Here is a 20,448-nt window from a genome sequence, read left to right as displayed (position 1 = left end):
CTCGGCTAATCGCTTTGGCCATGCCGCTCGCGCTACTCATTTCCAGCCACGTCGCCGGCAGCCAGGTGGGCGCCACCGCCCAGGCCGCGGCCCTGACCCAGTTCCGGATCGACACCATGGTCGTGCCGACCGTGCTGTTCGGCCGCCACCCCGGCTGGGGCGCGCCCGGCGGCGCGCCGGTGCCGATCGAGGTGGTCGAGGGCATGCTCGACGGGCTGGAGGCCAACGGCCTGTTCGGCCTGACCGACATCGTCGTCACCGGCTATTTCGCCAGCGCCGCGCAGGTGCGCGCCGCCGCCCGGGCGATCGACGCGGTGCGGGCCGCACCGCGCGACGGCGCCTCGGGCCGCAAGCCGACCATCATCGTCGATCCGACCATGGGCGACGCCGGCAAGGGGCTCTACGTGGCCGCCGAGGTGGCCGACGCCATCGCCGCCGACCTGATCCCGCGCGCAGACATCGTCGCCCCCAACGCCTGGGAGCTGCAGCGCCTGACCGGGGCCGAGGTCCGCGATCCGGCCGGCGCGGTGCGCGCCGCCCGCCTGCTGAACAAGCCGGTGATCGTCTCGTCGGTGCGGCGCGGAAACGAGATCGGCGTGGTCTACGCCGACCGCAAGGAGGCCTGGCTCGCCGCTCACGCCAAGGCCGAGCGCTCGCCCAGCGGCACCGGCGACCTGCTGACCGCCCTGTTCGCCGCCTCGATCCTCGAAGGCCAGACCCTGTCCTACGGCCTGGCCCGCGCCGTCGGCGGCGTCGCCGAGACCGTCACCGCCGCCAACATCTGGAACGCCCCGGAACTGCCGATCGTGGCCATGGCCGCCCGCATCAAGCAGACCTCGCCGACCGTGCGCATTGAGCGGCTGGCTTAGGTCTGCAAATCTTACCGCCATTCCCGCCCTTGTGGCGGGAACCTCTGGCTCCGCTCGCACGTGAAGCGCAAGCGGATCGCCAGCGATCCGCCCCTCCCGCCCGTGCGGCTGAAGGAGGGGTTCCCGCCACAAGGGCGGGAATGACGGGAGGATAGGGGGGCTCTCAGCCCCTGAAATGCCGCTCCAGGTTCTTCAGCACCAATGCCGCCATAGCCGAGCGGGCCTCCTCCGTCGCGCTGCCGCGGTGCGGCTGCAGCACCACGTTGTCCATCGTCAGCAGGGCCTGCGGCGCGTCCGGCTCGTCCGCGAAGACGTCGAGGCCGGCGCCGGCGATCGTCCCGTCGATCAGCGCCGCGACCAGCGCCGCCTCGTCGACCACCGAGCCGCGCGCGACGTTGATCAGCAGGCCGTCGGGACCCAGAGCCTCCAGCACCGCCGCGTCGACCAGGGGGGCGGCGTCGCCGGGCGCGGCCAGGAACAGCACGTCGACCGCGCGGGCCAGGTCCTGGGGGCTGGCGTGGAAGGCGTAGGGGACGTCCTCGACCGGCCGGCGGCTGTGATAGGCGATCTCGCCGGCGAAGGGCGCGGCCATCGCCGCGATCGCCCGGCCGATCTGGCCCAGGCCCAGGATCCCGACCTTCCGCCCGCTGGCCCGCCGCGCCAGGGGCAGGCGCTCGGCCTTCGCCCAGCGGCCTTCGCGCACGTAGCGGTCGGCGCTCACCATCCGGCGGGCGAGCGACAGCCACAGGCCGATGGCCAGTTCGGCCACGTCTTCGGTGAGCACGCCCGGCGTGGTGGTCACGGTCACGCCGCGAGCCGCGGCCAGTTCGAGGTCCACCTTGTCGAGGCCAACGCCGTGTACGGCGACGATCTCCAGGCCCGGCAGGCGGTCCCACAGCGCGGCCGGCACGCCCAGGTCGCCGCCGGTGACGATCGCCTGGATCCTCGGCGCGACCTCGGCGATCAGGGCGTCGGCATCGGCGGCGCGATAGGGGCGGTGGACCGTGTAGGCCGCCTCCAGTCCGGCTTCGAGCCGTGGCGACAGGGCCTTGAGCTGGAGGACGTCGGGTTTCATCGCGGGCTCCGGTTACGCATCGCACTGTCCTTCGGATGACAAACCCCGGCCCGGCGGGCTAGACGAAACTTCATGAGCCTCGACATCACCGGCGTCTGCCCCGCCCCGTTCGCCCAGGTCTATGACGCCTTCGAGGCCAATTTCGATCCGGCCTCGCCCGGCGGCGGCGAACTGGGCGCGCGCTTTTCCCTGGCGATCGACGGCGAGGTGGTGGTCGACCTGATGGCCGGCCACGCCGACCGTAAGCGCGAGGTCGCCTTCGGGCCCGAAACCCTGACGCCGCTGTTCTCGACCACCAAGGCGATCGCCGCCCTGCTGGTCGCCCGCCTCGTCGACCAGGGCAGGTTGACCTACGACCAGACCGTAGCCTCGGTGTGGCCGGAGTTCGCCCAGAACGGCAAGGCGCAGATCACCGTCGGCCAGGTGATGTCGCACCAGGACGGCCTGTCGGGCTTCCTCGACGAGGTGGATCCGGCCATCTGGTTCGACTGGGAGGCGACGACCGCCAAGCTGGCCGCCATGGCCCCGCTGTGGCCGGTCGGATCGGCCAGCGGCTATCACCCGGTGACCTTCGGCTACACGGCGGGCGAGATCTTCCGCCGCGTCGACGGCCGCACCATGGGGACGGCGCTGCGCGAGGACCTGGCCGGTCCGCTGGGCCTCGACATCTGGATCGGCCTGCCCGACAGCGAGCACGGGCGCTGCGCCGACCTGATGCGGCCGACCGCCTTCCCCAAGTTCGGCGAGATCAACGACGCCATCCGCGCGGCCTTCATGACCAAGTGGGCGGCGCCCGGCGGCCGCGGCACGGGCGAATGGCGGCGGGCCGAGATCCCGTCGGCCAACGGCCACGCCACCGCTCATTCGCTGGCCCGCCTGATGGGCGCCCTGGCCAGCGGCGGCACGCTGGACGGGGTCAAGGTGCTGTCGCCGGAGGCGATGGAGAAGGCCCGGGCCGAACGCATCGCCGGCCAGGACCTCGTGCTGCCCTACCAGATCAGCTGGGGCGCGGGCTTCATGCGCAACACGCCCAACTTCTTCTACGGCCCGACGGCCGACGCCTTCGGCCATTCGGGCTGGGGCGGATCGTGCGCCTTCGCCGATCCCAAGACCGGGGTTTCGGGATCGTACGTGATGAACCGCCAGGGCAACGAACTGATCGGCGATCCCCGCGCGGTCAGCCTGATCAAGGCGGCTTACGCGAGTTTGTAGGACAGTGCGTCCTTCGAGGCCCGCTGCGCGGGCGCCTCAGGATGAGGAATTCCATGCAGTGATGTCCTCATCCTGAGGTGCGACCCGAAGGGGAGCCTCGAAGGACGCAATGAGGATCAGACCCCCAGCCGGCCCTTCAGCCGCTCGGCCACGGCCCCCAGGGTGATGGTCGCCAGGGCGTCCTGCACGGCCAGCGGCACGCCGTCCGGCGCGGCCTGCACCAGCTTGGCGGTGAAGTCGGTGATGGCGGTGATGTGCTGGGCCAGGTGGTCGACCGTGTGCAGCTCCTGCATCACGGCCATGCGGGATTCCGGCGGAGTGTTCTCGAGGATCTTGCCCAGGGCGCTGTCGAGGTGCCCGCAGGCCTCGGCGGCCAGCGACATCTCGACGGAGAGGGCCTCCAGGACGGCGGCGAGGTCGGGCGTGGTGATGGCTTGCGCGTCCGTGGACATGGTTTCCCCCAGCATTAAGTCTGTCGCCATACCTGACGCAGCGCGTCTTGCCGCCGGCTTAAGGGCCGGCGGCGGTGCGACAAATTGACCAACGCCTGGCGGCGTCGGCGGTTCTTACGCCATCGCCGGCGCGCTTCGCGTGCGTTTCCAGGCGCCGTAGGCGAAGGCGGCCACGCCCAGCCAGATGAACACGAACGACAGCGCCCGCAGCGGCGTAAAGGCCTCGCCCAGGAACACGCCGAGCAGGAACTGCAGGGTCGGGGCGATGAACTGCAGGAAGCCGACGGCGCTCAGCGGCAGGCGGCGGGCCGACCAGGCGAACAGGGCCAGCGGCACGACCGTAGCCGGGCCGGCGGCCAGCAGCAGGATCGCCGTCCGGGCGTCCTGGGTGAAGTGGCCGGCGCCCGAGGCCTGCAGGTGCCAGACATAGAGCAGGCCAGGGATCGCCAGGTAGGCGCACTCGATGAACAGGCCCGTCTGGGCGTCGGCCTTCACCTGCTTTCGCAGGATGGCGTAGACGCAGAAGGTCAGGGCGAGGCCGAGAGACACCAGCGGCAGGTGGCCCAGGGCGATGGTCTGGATGGCCACGCCCACGGCGGCCAGGCCAATGGCGACCTTGCCCTCGGTGCTCATCCGCTCGCGGAACAGCAGGGCGCCGGCCGCCATGTTCATCAGCGGGTTGATGTAGTAGCCGAGGCTGGCCTCGATCACCCGCCCGGCGTTCACCGCCACCACGTAGATCGTCCAGTTGCCGAAGATCGCCAGGGTCGAGAGGAACAGGATCCCCAGGGTCTTGGGCTGGCGCAGCACTTGCGCCACCTGGCCGCCCTGCCTTGCCAGCAACACCAGGCCCCCGGCCCAGATCACCGACCACAGTGTCCGGTGCGCGATCATCTCGAACGAGGTGACGCCCATGACCGACAAGGTGTGGAAATAGAGGGGCAGGAAGCCCCAGAGCAGATAGCAGCCGACGCCGGCCAGATAGGCCGAACGCGCGTCGCCGCCCGGATCGCCGGGCATGTGGCCGCCGGACGTACTGGAAGTCATGGACCGCACCTTTCGCGGAGGGATCTGACAGATAGGGATCCCGGCGTCCGCCCACATCTTGCGGGCTGGCCTTGCGGTGGATGCGAAATTCGCCCGAAGGCGGTTCCGTCGTCCCCCGCTGGCGGAGGACGACGGAGAGGTCGTCTTAGGCCGGGGTCTTCTGCTTGATCAGGCCCTTGTCGTGCAGCAGCTGGGCGATCTGCACGGCGTTCAGGGCCGCGCCCTTGCGCAGGTTGTCGGCGACGCACCAGAGCGCGATGCCGTTGTCGACGGTCGGATCGGTGCGGATGCGCGACACGTAGACGGGGAACTCGCCGGCGCTTTCCTTCGGCGTCATGTAGCCGCCGTTCTCGCGCTTATCGATGACTTCCACGCCCTCGGCGTCACGCAGGATCTCGCGGACGTCGTCCTCGTCCAGCGGGGTCTCGAATTCGATGTTCACCGACTCGGCGTGGCCGACCATGACCGGCACGCGCACGGCGGTGGCGGTCAGCTTGATGGACGGATCCAGGATCTTCTTGGTCTCCGCCATCATTTTCCACTCTTCCTTGGTGAAGCCGTCTTCCATGAAGACGTCGATGTGCGGAATGACGTTGAAGGCGATCTGCTTGGTGAACTTCTTGGGCTCGGGCGCGCCCAGGACGAAGACGCCCTTGGTCTGCTCCCACAGCTCGTCCATGCCTTCCTTGCCCGCGCCCGACACCGACTGGTAGGTCGAGACGACGACGCGCTTGATCTTGGCTTCGGCGTGCAGGGGGGCCAGCACCACGACCAGTTGGGCCGTCGAGCAGTTGGGGTTGGCGATGATGTTCTTGGGCAGGCTGTTGACGGCGTCCGGGTTCACTTCCGGCACCACCAGCGGCACGTCCGGATCCATCCGGAAGTGGCTGGAATTGTCGATGACGATCGCGCCGGCCGCGCCGATCTTCTCGGCCCAGGCGGCCGAGATCGAACCGCCGGCGCTCATCAGCACGATGTCGACCTTCGAGAAGTCGAACTGCTCCAGGTCCTCGCACTTGATGATCTGGCTGCCGAACGAGACCTCGGCCCCGATGGATTTGCGCGAGGCGATGGCGTGCATCTTCTCCACGGGGAATTTCACTTCCTCGAGGATGTTGAACATCTCGCGGCCCACGTTGCCCGTGGCGCCGACCACGGCGACCCGGTAACCCATCGCAGTCTCCAATCTTTCAGCCCCGACAAGGGGAAATGCGCCGTCCCGTTACGCCTGGCAACGCGGGTAGGCAAGGGCAGGGTTTTGCGAAAGGGGCGGCTTATGGCCGCGATTGGTGGAATATTTTTGCGGATAGGCCTTGGCCGGCCGGCGCCGCGCCCAACTATGCCCGTCATTCCCGCCCCTGTGGCGGGAATGACGAGAGTTTAGAGAGTAGTTGCGTAGGGATCCCCGGACGCTTCGTCCAACTGGACAGCCGGCCCGCGCCGGGCGCATACCCACGCCATGCGCAAGCACGACGCCGACGTCATCATCGCCGGGGCCGGCATGGCCGGAACCACCCTGGCGCTCGCCCTCGCCTCGGCGGGGGTAAAGCCCCTGCTGGTCGATCCTCAGCCCTTCGACGCCCAGCTGGCCCCGACCTTCGACGGGCGATCCTCGGCGATCGCCTATTCGTCGTTCCGCCAGTGGCGGGCGATCGGCGCGGGCGAGGCCCTGGCGCCCCACGCCCAGCGCATCGAGCAGATCCTGGTCACCGACGGCAAGGCGCCGGGCGCGGCCTCAGGCAAGCCGTCACCGTTCTTCCTGCGCTTCGACAGCGGCGAGATCGCCGACCGCTCGGACGGCGAGCCGCTGGGCTACCTGATCGAGAACCGCCAGATCCGCGCGGCCCTGTCCAAGGTCGCCATCGACAAGGGCATTGAGGTCATCGCCCCGGCCGGCGCGACGGGCCTCGAGGTCGACGCGTCCGAAGCCCGCGTCACCCTCACCGACGGCCGGGTGCTGAGCGCGCCGCTGGCCGTCAGCGCCGAAGGCCGCAACTCGGCCCTGCGCAAGGCGGCCGGCATCGGCGACATCGGCTGGGGCTACGGCCAGAGCGGCGTCGTCGCCACCGTGAGGATGCAGCGCCCGCACGAGGGCGTGGCGCACGAATATTTCCTGCCCAGCGGTCCGTTCGCCATCCTGCCGCTGACCGACAACCGCGCCAGCCTGGTCTGGACCGAAAGCACGGCGCGCGGCGAGGCCCTGCGCCACGCTTCGCCCGAAGCCTTCCACGCCCACCTGATGCGCCGCTTCGGCGACTTCCTCGGTGACGTCGAGATGGCCGGTCCGGTGTTCGTCTATCCGCTGTCGCTGTCGCTGGCCGAGCGCCTGACCGCGCCGCGCCTGGCCTTGATCGGCGACGCCGCCCATGGGGTGCACCCGATCGCCGGCCAGGGGCTGAACCTGGGCCTGAAGGACGCCGCGGCCTTGGCCGAGGTGGTGGTCGAGGCGATCCGCAACGGCGAGGACATCGGCGCCGAAGCGACGCTGGAGCGCTATGCCCGCTGGCGGCGGTTCGACAATGTCACCAACGCCCTGGCCTTCGACGGCTTCGTGCGGCTGTTCTCGAACGACAATCCGCTGCTGCGCGCCGCCCGCGGGATCGGCATGGCGGCGGTCAACCGCATCGCCCCGGCGCGCCGGTTCTTCATGCACGAGGCCGGCGGCGGGGTGGGGGACCTACCCAAGCTGCTGCGCGGGGCGTCGCTGTAGAACCCCCTCAGTCGGCTTTGCCGACAGCTCCCCCAGAGGGGGAGCATCTTGGCGCTTTAGATCCTCCCCCTCTGGGAGAGGTGGCCCGGAGGGCCGGAGGGAGTGCTACTCTCCGTCCGCCAGGCTGCGGGCTTCTTCCGGCAGCATGATCGGCACGCCGTCGCGGATCGGATAGGCCAGCTTGGCCGTGTGGCTGACAAGCTCGCCACGGGCGCGGTCGTAGAACAGCGGCGCGCGGGTCACCGGACAGACCAGCACCTCCAGCAGGCGCGGATCGACGTCGACGGGCGGGGGCGGAGGAGCGGCGGTCATGGCGTTGTTCTAGAGCAGGTTGCCAAATGGGCAACCCTGCGCGGAACCTCCGGCGCATGGTCGCGGTTGTCGCAGGAGCGATAACAACGATCCCGGATAGCCACATGACCGTCATCGAACGGACCTTCCTGGCCGCCGCCGTGGCCACCAGCACGCTGACCCTCGCCGCCTGCGGCACCATGGGCGGCGAAAACGCCTACAGCCCGCGCCTGTCGACCAAGGCCAGCGACGAGAAGGCCTTCGCCAGCACCTTCGTCTCGTGCCGCGACGAGGTGAGGGCCGGCAAGACCAGCGGCTTCAAGGTGCATCCGGCCAGCGCCACGGCCCGCGACCTGCAGCCCGGCCCCACGGGGCTGGTGCTCAAGGTTCCCTACGACAAGGCCAAGGGCTCTAAGGGCGTGCGCGCCGCGCTGGACGAGCGGCACAAGGCCGCCATGGGCCAATGCCTGTCCGAAAACGGCTACCAGGTGGCCGCCTGGGATGCGGTGAAGCCGTAGCCCTACTGCACCGAGGGCGGCTCGTCGTCGTCCTGGGCGGCGTCGATCTCCAGCAGCGCCACCAGGGTGCTGCGGCGGTCGGCGAGGGTGCGGGCCTCCAGCAGGGCCTGCTTCTCCAGCGGATCGAACGGCAGGGCCATGGCCAGGCTGTTGATCAGGGCGTCGGACGGCGCGGCCTGGGCCTCGCTCCAGTCGATGGCCAGTCCCCTGTGGTCGAGATAGCGGCGCAGGGCGTTGAGCAGCGGCGCGGCGTCGCCTGCCGTCTCCTGCTGGTCCTCGCGCAGATCCAGGTCGAAGGGGGTGAAGTCGGCCCGCACCTGGCGATACGGCGTGCGCGCCGGCAGTTCCTCGCCCAGCTTGAACCGCGCCACCCCGGTCAGGGTGATCAGGTATCGGCCGTCGCTGGTCTCGGCGAAGCTGGTCACCCGGCCCGCGCAGCCGATCGGCGCCAGGGCCGGCCGCGAGGCGTCGCCGCCCGGCCGGGTCTGGACCATGCCGATCATCCGCTCGCCCGACATGGCGTCGTCGAGCATGTTCAGATAGCGCGGCTCGAAGATGTTCAGCGGCAGCTGGCCGCCGGGCAGGAGCAGCGCCCCGTCCAGCGGGAACACGGGGATCACCAGCGGCAGGTCGAGGGTCTTCCGGTATACGCCCGGCATGGCGGCCTCCTTGACTGGACTGTTCTGAACGCGTGACCCCGCCGGGGTTTCCCAGGTTTGAAGCGCGTCGGGCGGCGATGCCGCCCGCACGCCTGGCGCACTCTAGCTGAACAGGATCGACGACAGGCGCTTGCGGCCCTGCTTGGCGACTTCCGAGGTCGGCCCGGCCGCCTCGAACACCGTCAGCAGCTGCTTGCGGGCGGCGTCGTCGTTCCAGGCGCGGTCGCGCTCGATGATGGTCAGCAGCTGGTCGCAGGCCGCGTCGAGCTGGCCGGCGCCGGCCAGGGCCTTGGCCAGCTCGAAGCGGGCCTCGTGGTCGTCGGCGTTCGCGGCCAGGCGCTGTTCGAAGGCTGAGGTCTCGGACGGGGCGGCCTGCGCGAGCTTTAGGGCCGCGCGCACGCTTTCCAGGTCCGGGTCCTTGGCGCCGTCGGGGGCGCGGGCGACGATCTCGGCGGCCAGGTCGGCGTCGCCGCCGGCCAGGTAGCAGCGGGCCAGGCCCCCCAGCGCCTTGATGTTCTCCGGCTCCATCTGCAGCACCTGGGCGAAGGCCTGGGCCGCGCCGCCCAGGTCGCCCAGTTCCAGGCTTTCCTTGGCCATGGCCAGGAGCTCGTCCAGGGCGCCGGCCGCGGGCGGGCCCGAGATGCGCTCGACGAACTGCTGGATCTGGCTTTCGGGCAGGGCGCCCTGGAAGCCGTCCACCGGCTGGCCGTCGACGAAGGCGTAGACGGTGGGGATCGACTGCACGCGCAGCTGGCCGGCGAAGCCCGGGTTCTTGTCGACGTCGATCTTGACCAGCTTGACCGCGCCCTTGGCGGCGGCGACCACCTTCTCCAGCGCCGGGGTCAGCTGGCGGCAGGGGCCGCACCAGGTGGCCCAGAAGTCGACGATGACCGGCTGGGTCTTCGAGGCCTCGATGACGTCGGCCATGAAGCTGGCGTCGGTCCCGTCCTTGATGTGCTCGCTCTTGCCGCCGTTTTGGCCGCCGGCCGGGATGGGGGCCGGCTTTTCACCGATCAGGGACATGACTGCTTCTTCTCTCATGCGCGGACGCTCAGCGCCGCAAGATGGTCCTTGGCGAGGCGGTTCGCAATCGGGGGCTGCGCCTTCTTGCTGTCGAGACGTTTGGCGGCGATGGTGCGCGCCGCCCGTTCGGGGCGCGCCGCCGGGAGCCACATGATCCATCGTCTCGCATCGCGCGCCCTCGCGGGGCTGTCCCTGGCGACGGCGCTCGGCCTCGGCGGCCACGCGGCGGCGGCCCAGGCGGCGGCTCCCGCCGGCCCGGGCAAGGCGATGGCGTGCGAGCCGCTGCTGGCCTTCGTCGGCTCGACGCCGCCGACCGACAGCCGCGAGGCTGTGTTCTTCTGGCCGGCCGACGAGGTCGAGGACGGGATTTACATGTATGCGGTCCTGGCCGCCTCGCCGTCGACGCCGACGAGGCGCGCACCCTGCTGTGGGACGGCTACGCCCAGACGACCCACTATGTGACGCTGGAGAGGATGGCCAGGATCCTGGGCGACTGCCTCTCCACCCCCGCTGGCCGCAAGCTGACGGCCGCGCGGGCGGCCAGCGTCGACGTCGACTGCGCCGGCGAGCCCAGCGTTCGCGCCCGCGGCCCGTGCCTGCGCGTGCGGGTGGGCCCTCAGCGCTAGCCGACGACGGCCATCGCCTCGAAGTCGACGATCATCGGCTCGACGCCCAGGGCGGCCAGGAACTTGCGGAAGCCCGCCTGGCTGACGGCGGTGGTGGCGTCGTTCTTCAGCGGGTGGAAGTTGACCGGATCGGCGTCGGCCAGCGCCTTGTCCAGCACGAAGCGGATCCTGCGCTCGCCGTCGTTGATCAGGCCGAAGGCGGTGACCGAGCCGGGCGTCACGCCCAGGGTCTCGACCATCATCGCCTCGGGGCCGAACGACAGCCGGCCCGACCCGATCACGTGATGCAGCTTCTTCAGGTCGATCGCCGTCTCGCCCAGGGCCGAGATCAGCCACAGCTGACCCTTGGCGTCCTTGAGGAACAGGTTCTTGGTGTGGCCGCCGGGCAGGGCCTTCTTGATCTCGAGCCCCTCCTCGACGCGGAACACGGGCGGGTGGTCGAGGGTGGAATGGTCGACGTCGTGAGCGTCGAAGAAGGCGATGAGGTCGGCGCGGGTCTTCATGGCCCCTGTAAAGCGAAGGGCGGGGCCGCTGGTCAAGCCGCCCCGCCCTTTCAAGAGCGATCCCGTCGGGCCCGCTCCTTACGTCAGCGGGCGCAGGATGATCTCGACCCGGCGGTTCTGGGCGCGGCCCTCGGCGGTGTCGTTGGAGGCGATCGGCTGGCGCTCGCCCTGGCCGGCGACGAAGACGCGGTCGGGCAGCACGCGGCCCGGCCCGGTCAGATAGCCCGCCACCGAGCCGGCGCGGCGCTCCGACAGGGTCTGGTTGTAGGCGTCCGGACCGCTGCTGTCGGCGTGGCCGACGACGTCGATGGTGGTCTGCGGATAGGCGTTGAGGGTGCGGGCCACGTTGTCGAGCACGCGGGTGAACTGCGGCTGCACGTCCGACTTGTCGACGGCGAAGGTCACGTCGCTGGGCATGACCAGCACGATCTGGTCGCCGTTGCGGCGGATCATCACGCCCGAGCCTTCCAGGCTGCGGCGGAAGTCGGCCTGCTGGCGGTCCATGTAGTTGCCGACGGCGCCGCCGGCCAGCGCGCCGATGCCCGCGCCGATCAGGGCGTTCTTGCGGCCCTGCTCGCCCTTGTTGGTGTTGGTCAGGTAGCCCAGAAGGGCGCCGCCGGCCGCGCCGGCCAGGGCGCCCGTGCCGGTGTTGTTGCGCACCGGCATGCCCGTGTACGGGTCGGTGGTGGTGCAGGCCGTCATCGCGCCGGCGCCGATCAGAAGGGCGGCGAGGGCGGAGGCGCGGAACGCGGTCTTCTTGGTCATCATGGCCGGGATCCTGTCGTTGGTCGTGCCGAGTGTAAGCTCGAGCCGGGCAAACGCGCCCGTTTATAGTCAAGTTCCGACAAACCACATGAGCGGGGAATGAACGGCCTTCGTTCCGCCGCCTCTTGGGTGTAGTAAGGCCCGTCTTACTAATCTTCGCCCGTTTTTCTCACCTTCGAAGGCCAACCGTGTCCGCATCCGCCATCGAGCCCATCTCGTTCACTCTCTACAGCAAGGACTTCGCGCGCTTCGCCCAGGAGCTGGGCGCCTCGTTCGAGCGCTATGGCTTCGCGGTGCTGTCGGAGTACGACCTGCCGCAGGATCGCATCGACGCGGCCATTTCCGACACCAAGGCCTTCTTCGCCCTGCCGGTCGAGACCAAGAAGCAGTACGCCGGGGTCAAGGGCGGCGCGCGCGGCTACATCCCGTTCGGCGTCGAGACCGCCAAGGGCGCCACGCACTACGACCTGAAGGAATTCTGGCACATGGGCCGCGACCTGCCGCCCGGCCACCGCTTCCGCGCCACCATGGCCGACAACGTCTGGCCGGCCGAGATTCCGGCCTTCAAGCATGACGTCAGCTGGCTGTACAACGCGCTCGACGGCATGGGCGGCAAGGTGCTGGAAGCCATCGCCACCTACCTGAAGCTCGATCGCGAGTTCTTCAAGCCGACCGTCGAGAACGGCAACAGCGTGCTGCGCCTGCTGCACTATCCGCCGATCCCGCAGGACGCCACCGGCGTGCGCGCCGGCGCCCACGGCGACATCAACACCATCACGCTGCTGCTCGGCGCGGAAGAAGGGGGTCTTGAGCTCCTGGACCGGAACGGCGAGTGGCTGCCGATCAACCCGCCGCCGGGCTGCATCGTCATCAACATCGGCGACATGCTCGAGCGCCTGACCAACCACGTCCTGCCCTCGACCATCCACCGCGTGCAGAACCCGCCGCCGGAGCGCCGCCACCTGCCGCGCTACTCGACGCCGTTCTTCCTGCACTTCGCGTCGGACTACGAGATCAAGACCCTGCCCAACTGCGTCACCGCGGAGAACCCGGATCGCTATCCGGAGTCGATCACCGCCGACGAGTTCCTCCAGCAGCGCCTGCGCGAGATCAAGCTGGCCTGACCGGCCAGCGCCTGGTCCAGAACGACGAAGGCCCCGTCCGCGAGAACGGGGCCTTTTTCATGCCGGCGGCCTCGAGGGCTACTTGGCGATCCGCAGGGCCGAGATCTCCTGGGCGATCGACTTGAAGGCGGTCTTCAGTTCGCCGCCGGTGGCCGGGAAATAGGCCTGGCTGGTCTTGGTGGCGCACGTGGTCAGCATCGACTTGGCGGTGGAGTCGACGTCGAAGCCGACCGTGAAGATGATCACGTTCTTGGCCTTGATCTTGGTGCACAGCTCCTTGGCCTGGGCCGTGGCGTCGCCGTTGGTGGCGTTACAGTTGATGTGATCGGAGGCCGAGCCCGAGCCCGAGCCGGCGTTGCTGGCGATCACGCCCTTGCAATAGGGGGTGTTGAAGGCGCCGTCGGTCATCATCACGACGATCTTCATGGTCTCGGCCGTGCCGTAGGCGGCCGGCTTCTGGGCGCTGTTGGGCCACAGATAGGCGAAGTTCGGCGACACCATGTACCAGCCCCAGGCCAGGCCGATCTGGCCGGCGGTCGAGCCGCCGTCGTCCAGCGCCGAGATCTGGTTCTTCAGCGTCGTGCGGTCGGAGGTCAGCGGGGTGATCTTGGGCGTGGGGCAGGGGTTGCTCGAGGCCGGGTAGTTGCGGCCGACAAGGGCGGTGGTCGGAGCGTCGTCGGTATAGGCGTAGGTTCCGGTGCGCTCGGTGGCGCAGGTGCTGAGGGCCAGGGTCTTGGCGCTGCCGCTGGCGTTGGTGAAGTTCAGGTTGGCGCAGCTGATGTCGCTGCGCGAGGTGCTCAGGCACGAGCCCGTGCCGTTCGCGCCGGCGGTGACGGTGGCGTAGGAGGTGCTGGCCGAGCCCGAGAGGTTGGTGGTCAGGGCCAGGCCCGAGATCGAGTTGATCGTCGGGGTGGCGCTGTTCAGCGCCGTCAGGCCCGTGATCCCGGCCAGGGTCAGCTGGTCGCCGGCCTGGAAGACGTGCGCGGCCTTGGTGGTGATGACGAAGGTGCAGCCCGAGTTCAGGCACTTGTAGACCGTGCCGCTGGAGCCGGCGCTGATCGACGTGCCCGACTGGTTGGCGCCGGTGAACTTGGTGGTCGAGCCGACCGAGGTCACCCTCAGCACCTTGCCGTTCATGCTGCTCTGGTTGGAGCCCAGCACCATGACGTAGTCGTTGACCGCCAGGCCGTGGGCGGCCGAGGTGGTTACCGTCGAAGAGGTGCCCGAGGTGAAGCTGGAGACCGTCTTGGTCGTGGCGGTGTTCCACGCGGCCGAGGCCAGGGCCGAGCTGGGGACCGCGCCGCGCACCGCGTCGGCATAGGTCCCGACGTTGACGCCCATCGAGTAGGGCACGATGGCGACCTTGGAATAGTAGGGGTCCTGGACGTCCTGCACGACGATGTCGACGAGGTCGGTGGCGGCGGTCTTCAGGTCGCTGATGCGCGTGCCGGCCATCGAGCCGGTGATGTCGAGCACCAGGGCGATCTCGAGGTTGTTGGCGGCGCGCACGACCACCGACTGGGCGCCGACGGTCAGTTCCTTCTTGCCGATCAGGCCCAGGATGATGGGGGCGATGGTGACGCTGGCGGTGCCGGTGACCTGCTTGCCGTTGGTCGAGCCGACGAAGCTGGAGGAGGTGGCGGTCTTGCCCAGCTCCGAGGTCAGGGCGGCGTTGCCGAGCGTGGTGAGGGTGGCGGTGTCGGTGGCGGTCGAGCGGGCCGCGATCAGGGTGGCGGCGTCGAGAGAGTCCTGCAGGCGCCGGCGCTCGACGCTCATGCGGCTCAGATCGAAGACGCCGAACACCAGCAGGCAAAGGGGGATCAGGCCCAGGGCCACCCAGACGGCGAGGGCGCCGCGCCGGTCGGAACGGAAACCGCGCAGGCGGCCAGCGGCGCGGGCGAGCGCCCCGCCAAGGCAGGCGGTGGTGCGGCGGCGGACGATCATCGGCGGTGGCCCCTCGTTCTTTCGCGCCGAGCATGGCAGGCGACGGTGAACAGGGGGCAAACGCGCTGGAAATTCAGGCTTCTGCCCGTCGGGCCCGAATGAAGTCGATGAAGGCCCGCAGGGGCGCGGGCATGTGGCGACGGCTGGGATAGTAGAGGAAGGGACCCTCGAACGGCGGATTCCAGTCCTCCAGGATCGGCACCAGGCGGCCCGCGGCCACCGACGGGGCGAGGAAACCCTCGAAGCTGGCGACGACGCCCAGGCCCTCCTCGGCCGCCCGCAGCTCCAGTTCCAGCGACGAGCTGATCAGCGGCCCGTCGGGCGCGATGCGCACGACCTCGCCGTCCTTCTCGAACTCCATGACGATGATCGCGCCGCTGGAGAACCGGTGCCGGATGCAGGGCAGCGACAACAGGTCGCGCGGATGGCGGGGCACGCCGTGGCGGGCCAGGAAGGCGGGCGAGGCGGCCGCCTGGTAGCGCTGCGGACCCGACAGCGGCACGGCGATCATGTCCTTCTCCAGCCGCTCGCCGTAGCGCACGCCGGCGTCGGCGCCGGCCGCCAGCACGTCGACGAAGGTGTCCTCGGCGGTGATCTCCAGGGTGATCCCGGGATTGGCTTTCAGGAACGGGCCGACGAAGTCGGGCAGGACCAGGCGCGCCACCACGACGGGCACGTTCAGCTTAAGGGTTCCGGTCGGGCTGTCGCGGAACTGGTTCACCGCGTCCAGCGCCCCGGCCACGTCTGCCAGGGCCGGCGCCAGCCGTTCGAGCAGGCGCTGGCCGGCTTCCGTCGGCGTGACGCTGCGGGTGGTGCGGTTGAGCAGCCGCACGCCCAGCGCCGCCTCCAGCCGCCGCACCGCCTCGCTCAGCGACGAGGGCGACACCCCGCGCCCCACGGCCGCGCCGCGAAAGCTCCTGGCCCGGGCGACGGCGGCGAAGGCGTCGAGATCGGCGAGGTCGGGACTGGCCATTGTGCGAAATTCCGAACGGCCCGTGCGCCGTCGGCCGGATTATCGCACAGGTCGCGCGAGGTCATAGTCGGCTTGTCCAACACCCGCGGCCCTCCCCCGGCCGCCGACAGGAGAACCGTCATGCGCACGCTCAAGCTCGGAACCACCGGTCCCGCCGTCTCGGCCCTCGGCCTCGGCTGCATGGGGATGTCCGACGACCTCTACGGCCCCGCCGACCGCGCCGAGGCCATCGCCACCATCCACGCGGCCATGGAGGCCGGCGTCACCCTGCTCGACACCGGCGACTTCTACGGCATGGGGCACAACGAGATGCTGATCGCGCAGGCCCTGCAGGGCCAGGATCGCGACAAGGCCGTGATCAGCGTCAAGTTCGGCGCCCTGCGCGGTCCCGACGGGGCCTTCCTGGGCTTCGACAGCCGGCCCAAGGCGATCCGCAACTTCGTGACCTATTCGCTGCGCCGCCTGCGGGTGGACCATATCGACGTCTACCGGCCCTCGCGCCTCGACCCCGACGTGCCGATCGAGGACACCATCGGCGCCCTCGCCGAGCTGCGCGACGCCGGCTACATCCGCCACATCGGCCTGTCTGAGGTGGGCGCCGAGACCATCCGCCGCGCCGCCGCCACGGCGCCGATCTGCGACCTGCAGATCGAATACTCGCTGCTCTCGCGCGGGATCGAGGACGCCATCCTGCCCACCCTGCGCGAGCTCGGCATCGGCCTCACCGCCTATGGCGTGCTGTCGCGCGGCCTGATCAGCGGCCACTGGAGCAAGGACGCCCAGCGCGGCGCCCGCGACTTCCGGGTCTATTCGCCGCGCTTCCAGGGCGAGAACCTCGATCGCAACCTGGCTCTGGTCGAGACCCTGCGCGCGGTGGCCGAACAGAAGGGTGTCTCGGTGGCCCAGATCGCCATCGCCTGGGTCGCCTCGCGCGGCGACGACATCGTCCCGCTGGTCGGGGCGCGTCGTCGGGATCGCCTGACCGAGGCCTTGGGCGCGCTCGACGTCGTGCTGTCGGCGGACGACCTTGTCGCCATCGAGGCGGCGGTGCCCAAGGGCGCGGCGGCCGGCGAGCGCTACGCCGCCGCGATGATGGCCCACCTCGACAGCGAGAAGTGAGAGGCAGTGCGTCCTTCGAACCCGCTTCGCGGGCGCCTCAGGATGACGATTCCAGTGTGCAGGTCTCCTCATCCTGAGGTGCGAGGCGTAGCCGAGCCTCGAAGGACGCAGGGCGCGCCCGCCCTTTTCGGCCTCGACGTCCGTTCAACGGTTTCCTCGACGCCCGGCGCGCTCTAGGCAGGGCGCTGAGGCCATCGGAGGTTCGGCATGAACGGTTTCAATCGGCGCACGGTGCTGGGCGGTGGCGCGGCCGCGACCATGGCCCTCTCGTTCGGCTCGAACGCCGGCGCGGCCGTCGGCCGGGCCAAGGTGCTGATGCTGTCGGACCTGCACTCGGCCTACGGGATCACCCCGGCGCTGCTGGAGGCCATGCGCCGCATCGTTCGCCGCGACGCCGCCCCCAGCCTGATCCTGCTGAACGGCGACCTGTTCGAGGCCGGCAACGTCGTGGCCAAGCGCACCGACGGCGCCCTCGACTGGGCGTTCCTGGAGGCGGTCGCCAAGCTGGCGCCGACGGTGATCAACATCGGCAATCACGACGCCGACCTGGTCGAGGACATCGCCGCCGCCGCCGACCGCGCCCGGGCGCTGGGCATCACCGTGATCAGCAACATCGTCGACAAGCGCACCGGCGCGCCCGTCGCCTCCTCGCGCGCCACGCTCGACCTCGGTTTCCCGGTCCACCTGATCGGCTGGGCCACCAACTCGATCGACACCTATCCCAAGGCGATCCGCCCGGACCTGGCCATCCCGGCCCCGACGGCATGGGCGCAGGCCAACCTGCCGGCCGCGCCGCCCCAGGACGGCATGCTGGTGGTGATGAGCCATGCGGGCCTGCCCGCCGACCGGCCGCTGCTGGCCGGCCTGCCCGAGCGCACCCTGTTCCTGGGCGGCCACAACCACGTGACGGTGGAGCACGCCCAGGGGACCAGCCGCTACGTCCACACCGGCGCCTGGGGCCAGCCGCTGACGGTGGCCACGATCGACCGCGCCCGCAAGGCCGAGCCGATCCGCATCTCCCGCGTGGTCGTCGATCCGCGCGGCCCGGCCGACCCGGCCCTGGCGCGGCAGGTCAGGGACACGCTCGCCGCCACCCTGACGCCCGAGGAGCGGGCGGTGGTCGCCAGGATCCCCAAGGCGCTGTCGCTGGGCGACACCGGCCGCCACGTCGCCGGCCTGATGGCCCGGGCCGCGGGCGCCGACATCGGCTTCATGGGCCACACCACCCTTGGCATGGGCCTGCCGGCCGGCGAGCTGACCCGCTACGCCTACGACGCGGTGGTGCGCTTTGAGGGCAGGATCGTGAAGGCCCAGGTCGACGCCAGGACCCTGGCCGACATCCTCACGCGCACCGACCAGGACCGGGGCTTCCCGTTCGACCGGCTGACCGGCGACTTCGCCTACGCCAGCGGTCCCACCCGTCCCGACAAGACCCACCTGACCGTCGTCACCACCGACTGGTGCGCCGGTCGTCAGCACGAGTATTTCGGCCGCGACGACCTGTCGTTCAGCGACACCGGCCTGAAGGTGAAGCCGTCGATCCTGGCCGAGCTGGCGGCGGGCTAGCGCTCCTCGACCACGGCGCGGAACGACGTCGGCCAGTCGGCCTCGTCCATGCCGATGCAGTCGGCCGAGGCGTCGCGGATCAGGGCGAAGCGTTCGCCGTCCCAGACCCAGTCGCGCCGCTGTCCGCAGCCGCCGTAGCGGCTCTCGCGGAACCGCGCGCTCAGCACCCGGGTCTGGTAGTCGTAGGTGACATTGGTCAGCTCCGGGTCGATGCCGCCGGGGCCGTCGCCGAAGGCCGGCGGCGGCAGCAGGCGACCGCTCGCGTCGGTCAGGTGCAGCTTGGCGTCCTCGTTGATCGACGCGCCGCTGCAGTTCGAAACCCACAGGATCTTGTCGGACGCCAGGCGGATGGTGGCGAACTCCGACAGGGCCTCGCAGGCCTTGGCTACTTCGGGCGGGGTCGGCGGCACGCTGGCCCAGGGCGGCGCGGGCGGACGGCTGACGATGGGCGGCGAGGCGGCTACGCCGGGCTTGGCCCGTGACCAGGCCAGGGCCGCTGCGGCCTCTTTCAGGGCGATGGTCGCCGCCGGCCAGGGATCCGAGGTCAGGCCCAGCTTCAGGCTGGCGCCGGTCGCCAGGGCGTCGAGCACGCGCTCGATCTCGGCGTCGTCATAGATCACGGTTCGCGTGGAGGGGCGGTCGGCGCGGCCGGGCAGGGTCGACGACCACAGGATCGCGCCGGACTTGTCGGCGATCTCGATCCTGAGCTGGCCGCCGGACGGGCGCAGGGTGCGCACGTGGGCCCCGAACACCAGCCGGCGTCCGTTCGGGGTCTCGACCAGCAGCACGTAGCCGGGCTTGGCCAAGGTCTCGCCCGCGCCCCAGGTCGAGCAGCCGACGGCGTCGCACAGGCCGCGCCAGTTGCCGGCGTCGAAGGCTTCGGCCGCGCGGGCGCTTCCCGCGCCGAACAGGAAGACGGGTGCCAGCAGCGCCGCTAGCAGGGTCTTGCTCGTCATCGATCCACGATCCGGGCGCGGTACAGCACCGGCCAGTCCTTCTCGGTCACGCCCTGGCAGGAGTCGCCTCTTAGTTCCGCCCGCTCGACGAGGTGGAAGGCCGCGCCGTCCCACGCCCAGCGTAGCGCCTCGCCGCAGTCCCGGCCCGCGCTGGCGTAGGAGACGGCGCTGAGCAGTCTGGTCGCCGGATCGTAGGCCAGGTTGTGGGCTGGTGGTTCGCTGTCCGGGGCGGTCGGCGTCGCCAGGGGCAGCACGGCGCCGGCCTCGTCGGTCAGCGCCAGCACGGCGTCGTGATTGTATCCCGAGCCGCAGGTTCCGATCCAAAGCACCTTGCCGGGGGCCAGCCTGGCGGCTTGCACGCCGCCTTGGCCCGGTGGGCAGCCCTCGTCGTAATTGGCGAAGGCGAGGGGCGGCGGGGTTCGAGGCAGGTCGGCCTGCGACACGGCCGGGGCGCGGCTGACGGCGGCGCGGTCCGCATCGCGCCGGTCGTGGCCGCGGATCCAGGCCAGGGCCGCCGTCGCCCCCGCGAGAGGGATCTGGGCGGCGAATTCCGGGCGTCCCTCGACCCTGACCCGAAGCCGGTCCCCCGCCTCAATGGCGCGGAGGGCGGCGTCGATCGTCGCGGGGTCGGCGGTGCGGAAGACCAGCCATCGCTCGTCGGGGTCGAGGCCGGTGACGAGGCGAGCCCACGGGGGCTGGCCCTGTCGGCTAGTCACGTCGATCCGGAAGGCGACCGGCCGGTTTCGGTTCGCGACCTCTCCGCGCGGGGCCCCGATGGTCAGGGCGCGCTCGCCGTTCGCCTTCTCGACCAGGATGACGTGGCCGGAGCCGCCGCCGCCTATGGCCCAGGCGGTGCAGGTAGAAGCACCGTCGCAGGCGGCGAACCAGCGGTCCTTCTCGAACGCCCAGTCATCGGCGCGCGCGGGCGGGCTCGCCGCGACGACGCCGACCGCCAGCGCCAACGCCGGCCAGACTCTTGAAAACATCGACGCACGCCCCGAACGCTTCCCGAAGGT

22 protein-coding genes are annotated in these 20,448 nt (G+C 70.4%); 9 read left to right on the top strand and 13 right to left on the bottom strand.

Features of this window, described 5'->3' with window-relative positions:
* The first annotated feature begins 20 nt into the window (after positions 1-20).
* A complete protein-coding gene (locus tag C1707_RS04955) occupies positions 21-869 on the top strand; it encodes a PfkB family carbohydrate kinase (protein ID WP_101713566.1) in 849 nt (282 codons plus the stop codon).
* A 163-nt stretch (positions 870-1,032) separates the two neighbouring features.
* Here the strand turns inward: C1707_RS04955 and C1707_RS04950 are convergent, their stop codons facing one another.
* Positions 1,033-1,944, bottom strand: coding sequence for a 2-hydroxyacid dehydrogenase (locus C1707_RS04950; RefSeq protein ID WP_101713565.1), 912 nt, complete (start codon positions 1,942-1,944; stop codon positions 1,033-1,035).
* Positions 1,945-2,016: 72 nt separating this feature from the next.
* On the opposite strand from C1707_RS04950, the gene C1707_RS04945 reads away from it, so the two are divergent.
* Entirely contained in the window at positions 2,017-3,156 is a 1,140-nt protein-coding gene (locus C1707_RS04945) for a serine hydrolase domain-containing protein (protein WP_101713564.1), read from the top strand.
* Positions 3,157-3,272: 116 nt separating this feature from the next.
* Here the strand turns inward: C1707_RS04945 and C1707_RS04940 are convergent, their stop codons facing one another.
* The 3 genes from C1707_RS04940 to C1707_RS04930 all read right to left on the bottom strand — a co-directional run bounded on the left by C1707_RS04940 (position 3,273) and on the right by C1707_RS04930 (position 5,829).
* Positions 3,273-3,608 (bottom strand): hypothetical protein, encoded by a 336-nt coding sequence (locus C1707_RS04940; protein WP_101713611.1) that lies wholly within the window; start codon positions 3,606-3,608, stop codon positions 3,273-3,275.
* A 114-nt stretch (positions 3,609-3,722) separates the two neighbouring features.
* Entirely contained in the window at positions 3,723-4,628 is a 906-nt protein-coding gene (gene rarD / locus C1707_RS04935) for an EamA family transporter RarD (RefSeq protein ID WP_101713563.1), read from the bottom strand.
* Between the two features lie 172 nt (positions 4,629-4,800).
* Positions 4,801-5,829: an aspartate-semialdehyde dehydrogenase gene (locus C1707_RS04930; RefSeq protein WP_101713562.1), complete on the bottom strand. Its 1,029-nt coding sequence runs from the start codon at positions 5,827-5,829 to the stop codon at positions 4,801-4,803.
* A gap of 285 nt (positions 5,830-6,114) precedes the next feature.
* Here C1707_RS04930 and C1707_RS04925 point away from each other — a divergent pair, with 285 nt between their 5' ends.
* Entirely contained in the window at positions 6,115-7,365 is a 1,251-nt protein-coding gene (locus C1707_RS04925) for a UbiH/UbiF/VisC/COQ6 family ubiquinone biosynthesis hydroxylase (protein ID WP_101713561.1), read from the top strand.
* Positions 7,366-7,470: 105 nt separating this feature from the next.
* On the opposite strand, the gene C1707_RS04915 is transcribed toward C1707_RS04925, so the two are convergent.
* Positions 7,471-7,677 (bottom strand): Trm112 family protein, encoded by a 207-nt coding sequence (locus C1707_RS04915; protein WP_058348402.1) that lies wholly within the window; start codon positions 7,675-7,677, stop codon positions 7,471-7,473.
* Between the two features lie 104 nt (positions 7,678-7,781).
* Between C1707_RS04915 and C1707_RS04910 the strand changes: the two genes are divergently transcribed.
* Positions 7,782-8,174 (top strand): hypothetical protein, encoded by a 393-nt coding sequence (locus tag C1707_RS04910; protein WP_101713560.1) that lies wholly within the window; start codon positions 7,782-7,784, stop codon positions 8,172-8,174.
* A gap of 2 nt (positions 8,175-8,176) precedes the next feature.
* On the opposite strand, the gene C1707_RS04905 is transcribed toward C1707_RS04910, so the two are convergent.
* Together C1707_RS04905 and trxA are read right to left on the bottom strand one after the other, a co-directional pair.
* On the bottom strand, positions 8,177-8,833 hold the full coding sequence (locus C1707_RS04905) for an LON peptidase substrate-binding domain-containing protein (protein WP_101713559.1): 657 nt from the start codon (positions 8,831-8,833) through the stop codon (positions 8,177-8,179).
* 102 nt (positions 8,834-8,935) lie between these two features.
* Positions 8,936-9,856, bottom strand: coding sequence for a thioredoxin (gene trxA / locus C1707_RS04900; protein ID WP_101713558.1), 921 nt, complete (start codon positions 9,854-9,856; stop codon positions 8,936-8,938).
* Positions 9,857-10,006: 150 nt separating this feature from the next.
* Between trxA and C1707_RS04895 the strand changes: the two genes are divergently transcribed.
* Both C1707_RS04895 and C1707_RS26025 read left to right on the top strand, forming a co-directional pair.
* The gene (locus C1707_RS04895; RefSeq protein WP_145998395.1) at positions 10,007-10,318 is read left to right on the top strand and encodes a hypothetical protein; all 312 of its coding nucleotides are present in this window, start codon (positions 10,007-10,009) and stop codon (positions 10,316-10,318) included.
* 11 nt (positions 10,319-10,329) lie between these two features.
* Entirely contained in the window at positions 10,330-10,482 is a 153-nt protein-coding gene (locus C1707_RS26025; RefSeq protein WP_164467284.1) for a hypothetical protein, read from the top strand.
* Here C1707_RS26025 and C1707_RS04890 read toward each other — a convergent pair.
* Together C1707_RS04890 and C1707_RS04885 are read right to left on the bottom strand one after the other, a co-directional pair.
* Positions 10,479-10,985: a prolyl-tRNA synthetase associated domain-containing protein gene (locus C1707_RS04890; RefSeq protein ID WP_101713556.1), complete on the bottom strand. Its 507-nt coding sequence runs from the start codon at positions 10,983-10,985 to the stop codon at positions 10,479-10,481. The two genes, C1707_RS26025 and C1707_RS04890, sit on opposite strands and share 4 nt — an antisense overlap.
* Positions 10,986-11,063: 78 nt before the next feature.
* The gene (locus C1707_RS04885; protein WP_101713610.1) at positions 11,064-11,750 is read right to left on the bottom strand and encodes a YiaD family glycine zipper/OmpA-like lipoprotein; all 687 of its coding nucleotides are present in this window, start codon (positions 11,748-11,750) and stop codon (positions 11,064-11,066) included.
* A gap of 188 nt (positions 11,751-11,938) precedes the next feature.
* Between C1707_RS04885 and C1707_RS04880 the strand changes: the two genes are divergently transcribed.
* Complete coding sequence (locus C1707_RS04880) at positions 11,939-12,874, top strand: isopenicillin N synthase family dioxygenase (RefSeq protein ID WP_101713555.1); 936 nt, start codon at positions 11,939-11,941, stop codon at positions 12,872-12,874.
* A gap of 78 nt (positions 12,875-12,952) precedes the next feature.
* On the opposite strand, the gene C1707_RS04875 is transcribed toward C1707_RS04880, so the two are convergent.
* Entirely contained in the window at positions 12,953-14,818 is a 1,866-nt protein-coding gene (locus C1707_RS04875) for a TadE/TadG family type IV pilus assembly protein (protein ID WP_101713554.1), read from the bottom strand.
* A gap of 73 nt (positions 14,819-14,891) precedes the next feature.
* Positions 14,892-15,791 carry a LysR family transcriptional regulator gene (locus C1707_RS04870; protein WP_101713553.1) on the bottom strand — a complete coding sequence of 300 codons (900 nt, stop codon included), beginning with the start codon at positions 15,789-15,791 and terminating at the stop codon, positions 14,892-14,894.
* Between the two features lie 120 nt (positions 15,792-15,911).
* Here C1707_RS04870 and C1707_RS04865 point away from each other — a divergent pair, with 120 nt between their 5' ends.
* Together C1707_RS04865 and C1707_RS04860 are read left to right on the top strand one after the other, a co-directional pair.
* A complete protein-coding gene (locus C1707_RS04865) occupies positions 15,912-16,910 on the top strand; it encodes an aldo/keto reductase (RefSeq protein WP_101713552.1) in 999 nt (332 codons plus the stop codon).
* Between the two features lie 207 nt (positions 16,911-17,117).
* Positions 17,118-18,476 carry a metallophosphoesterase gene (locus tag C1707_RS04860; RefSeq protein WP_101713551.1) on the top strand — a complete coding sequence of 453 codons (1,359 nt, stop codon included), beginning with the start codon at positions 17,118-17,120 and terminating at the stop codon, positions 18,474-18,476.
* On the opposite strand, the gene C1707_RS04855 is transcribed toward C1707_RS04860, so the two are convergent.
* Positions 18,473-19,432: a DUF1176 domain-containing protein gene (locus C1707_RS04855; protein ID WP_101713550.1), complete on the bottom strand. Its 960-nt coding sequence runs from the start codon at positions 19,430-19,432 to the stop codon at positions 18,473-18,475. The two genes, C1707_RS04860 and C1707_RS04855, sit on opposite strands and share 4 nt — an antisense overlap.
* Complete coding sequence (locus tag C1707_RS04850) at positions 19,429-20,418, bottom strand: DUF1176 domain-containing protein (RefSeq protein WP_101713549.1); 990 nt, start codon at positions 20,416-20,418, stop codon at positions 19,429-19,431. The genes C1707_RS04855 and C1707_RS04850 overlap by 4 nt, the downstream gene beginning before the upstream one ends.
* Positions 20,419-20,448: the final 30 nt, after the last annotated feature.

Source organism: Caulobacter flavus (genome assembly GCF_003722335.1).
GTDB classification, from domain to species: domain Bacteria; phylum Pseudomonadota; class Alphaproteobacteria; order Caulobacterales; family Caulobacteraceae; genus Caulobacter; species Caulobacter flavus.
Note: the sequence above shows the minus strand (reverse complement) of the source record. Positions and strands in the feature narration are given on the sequence as shown.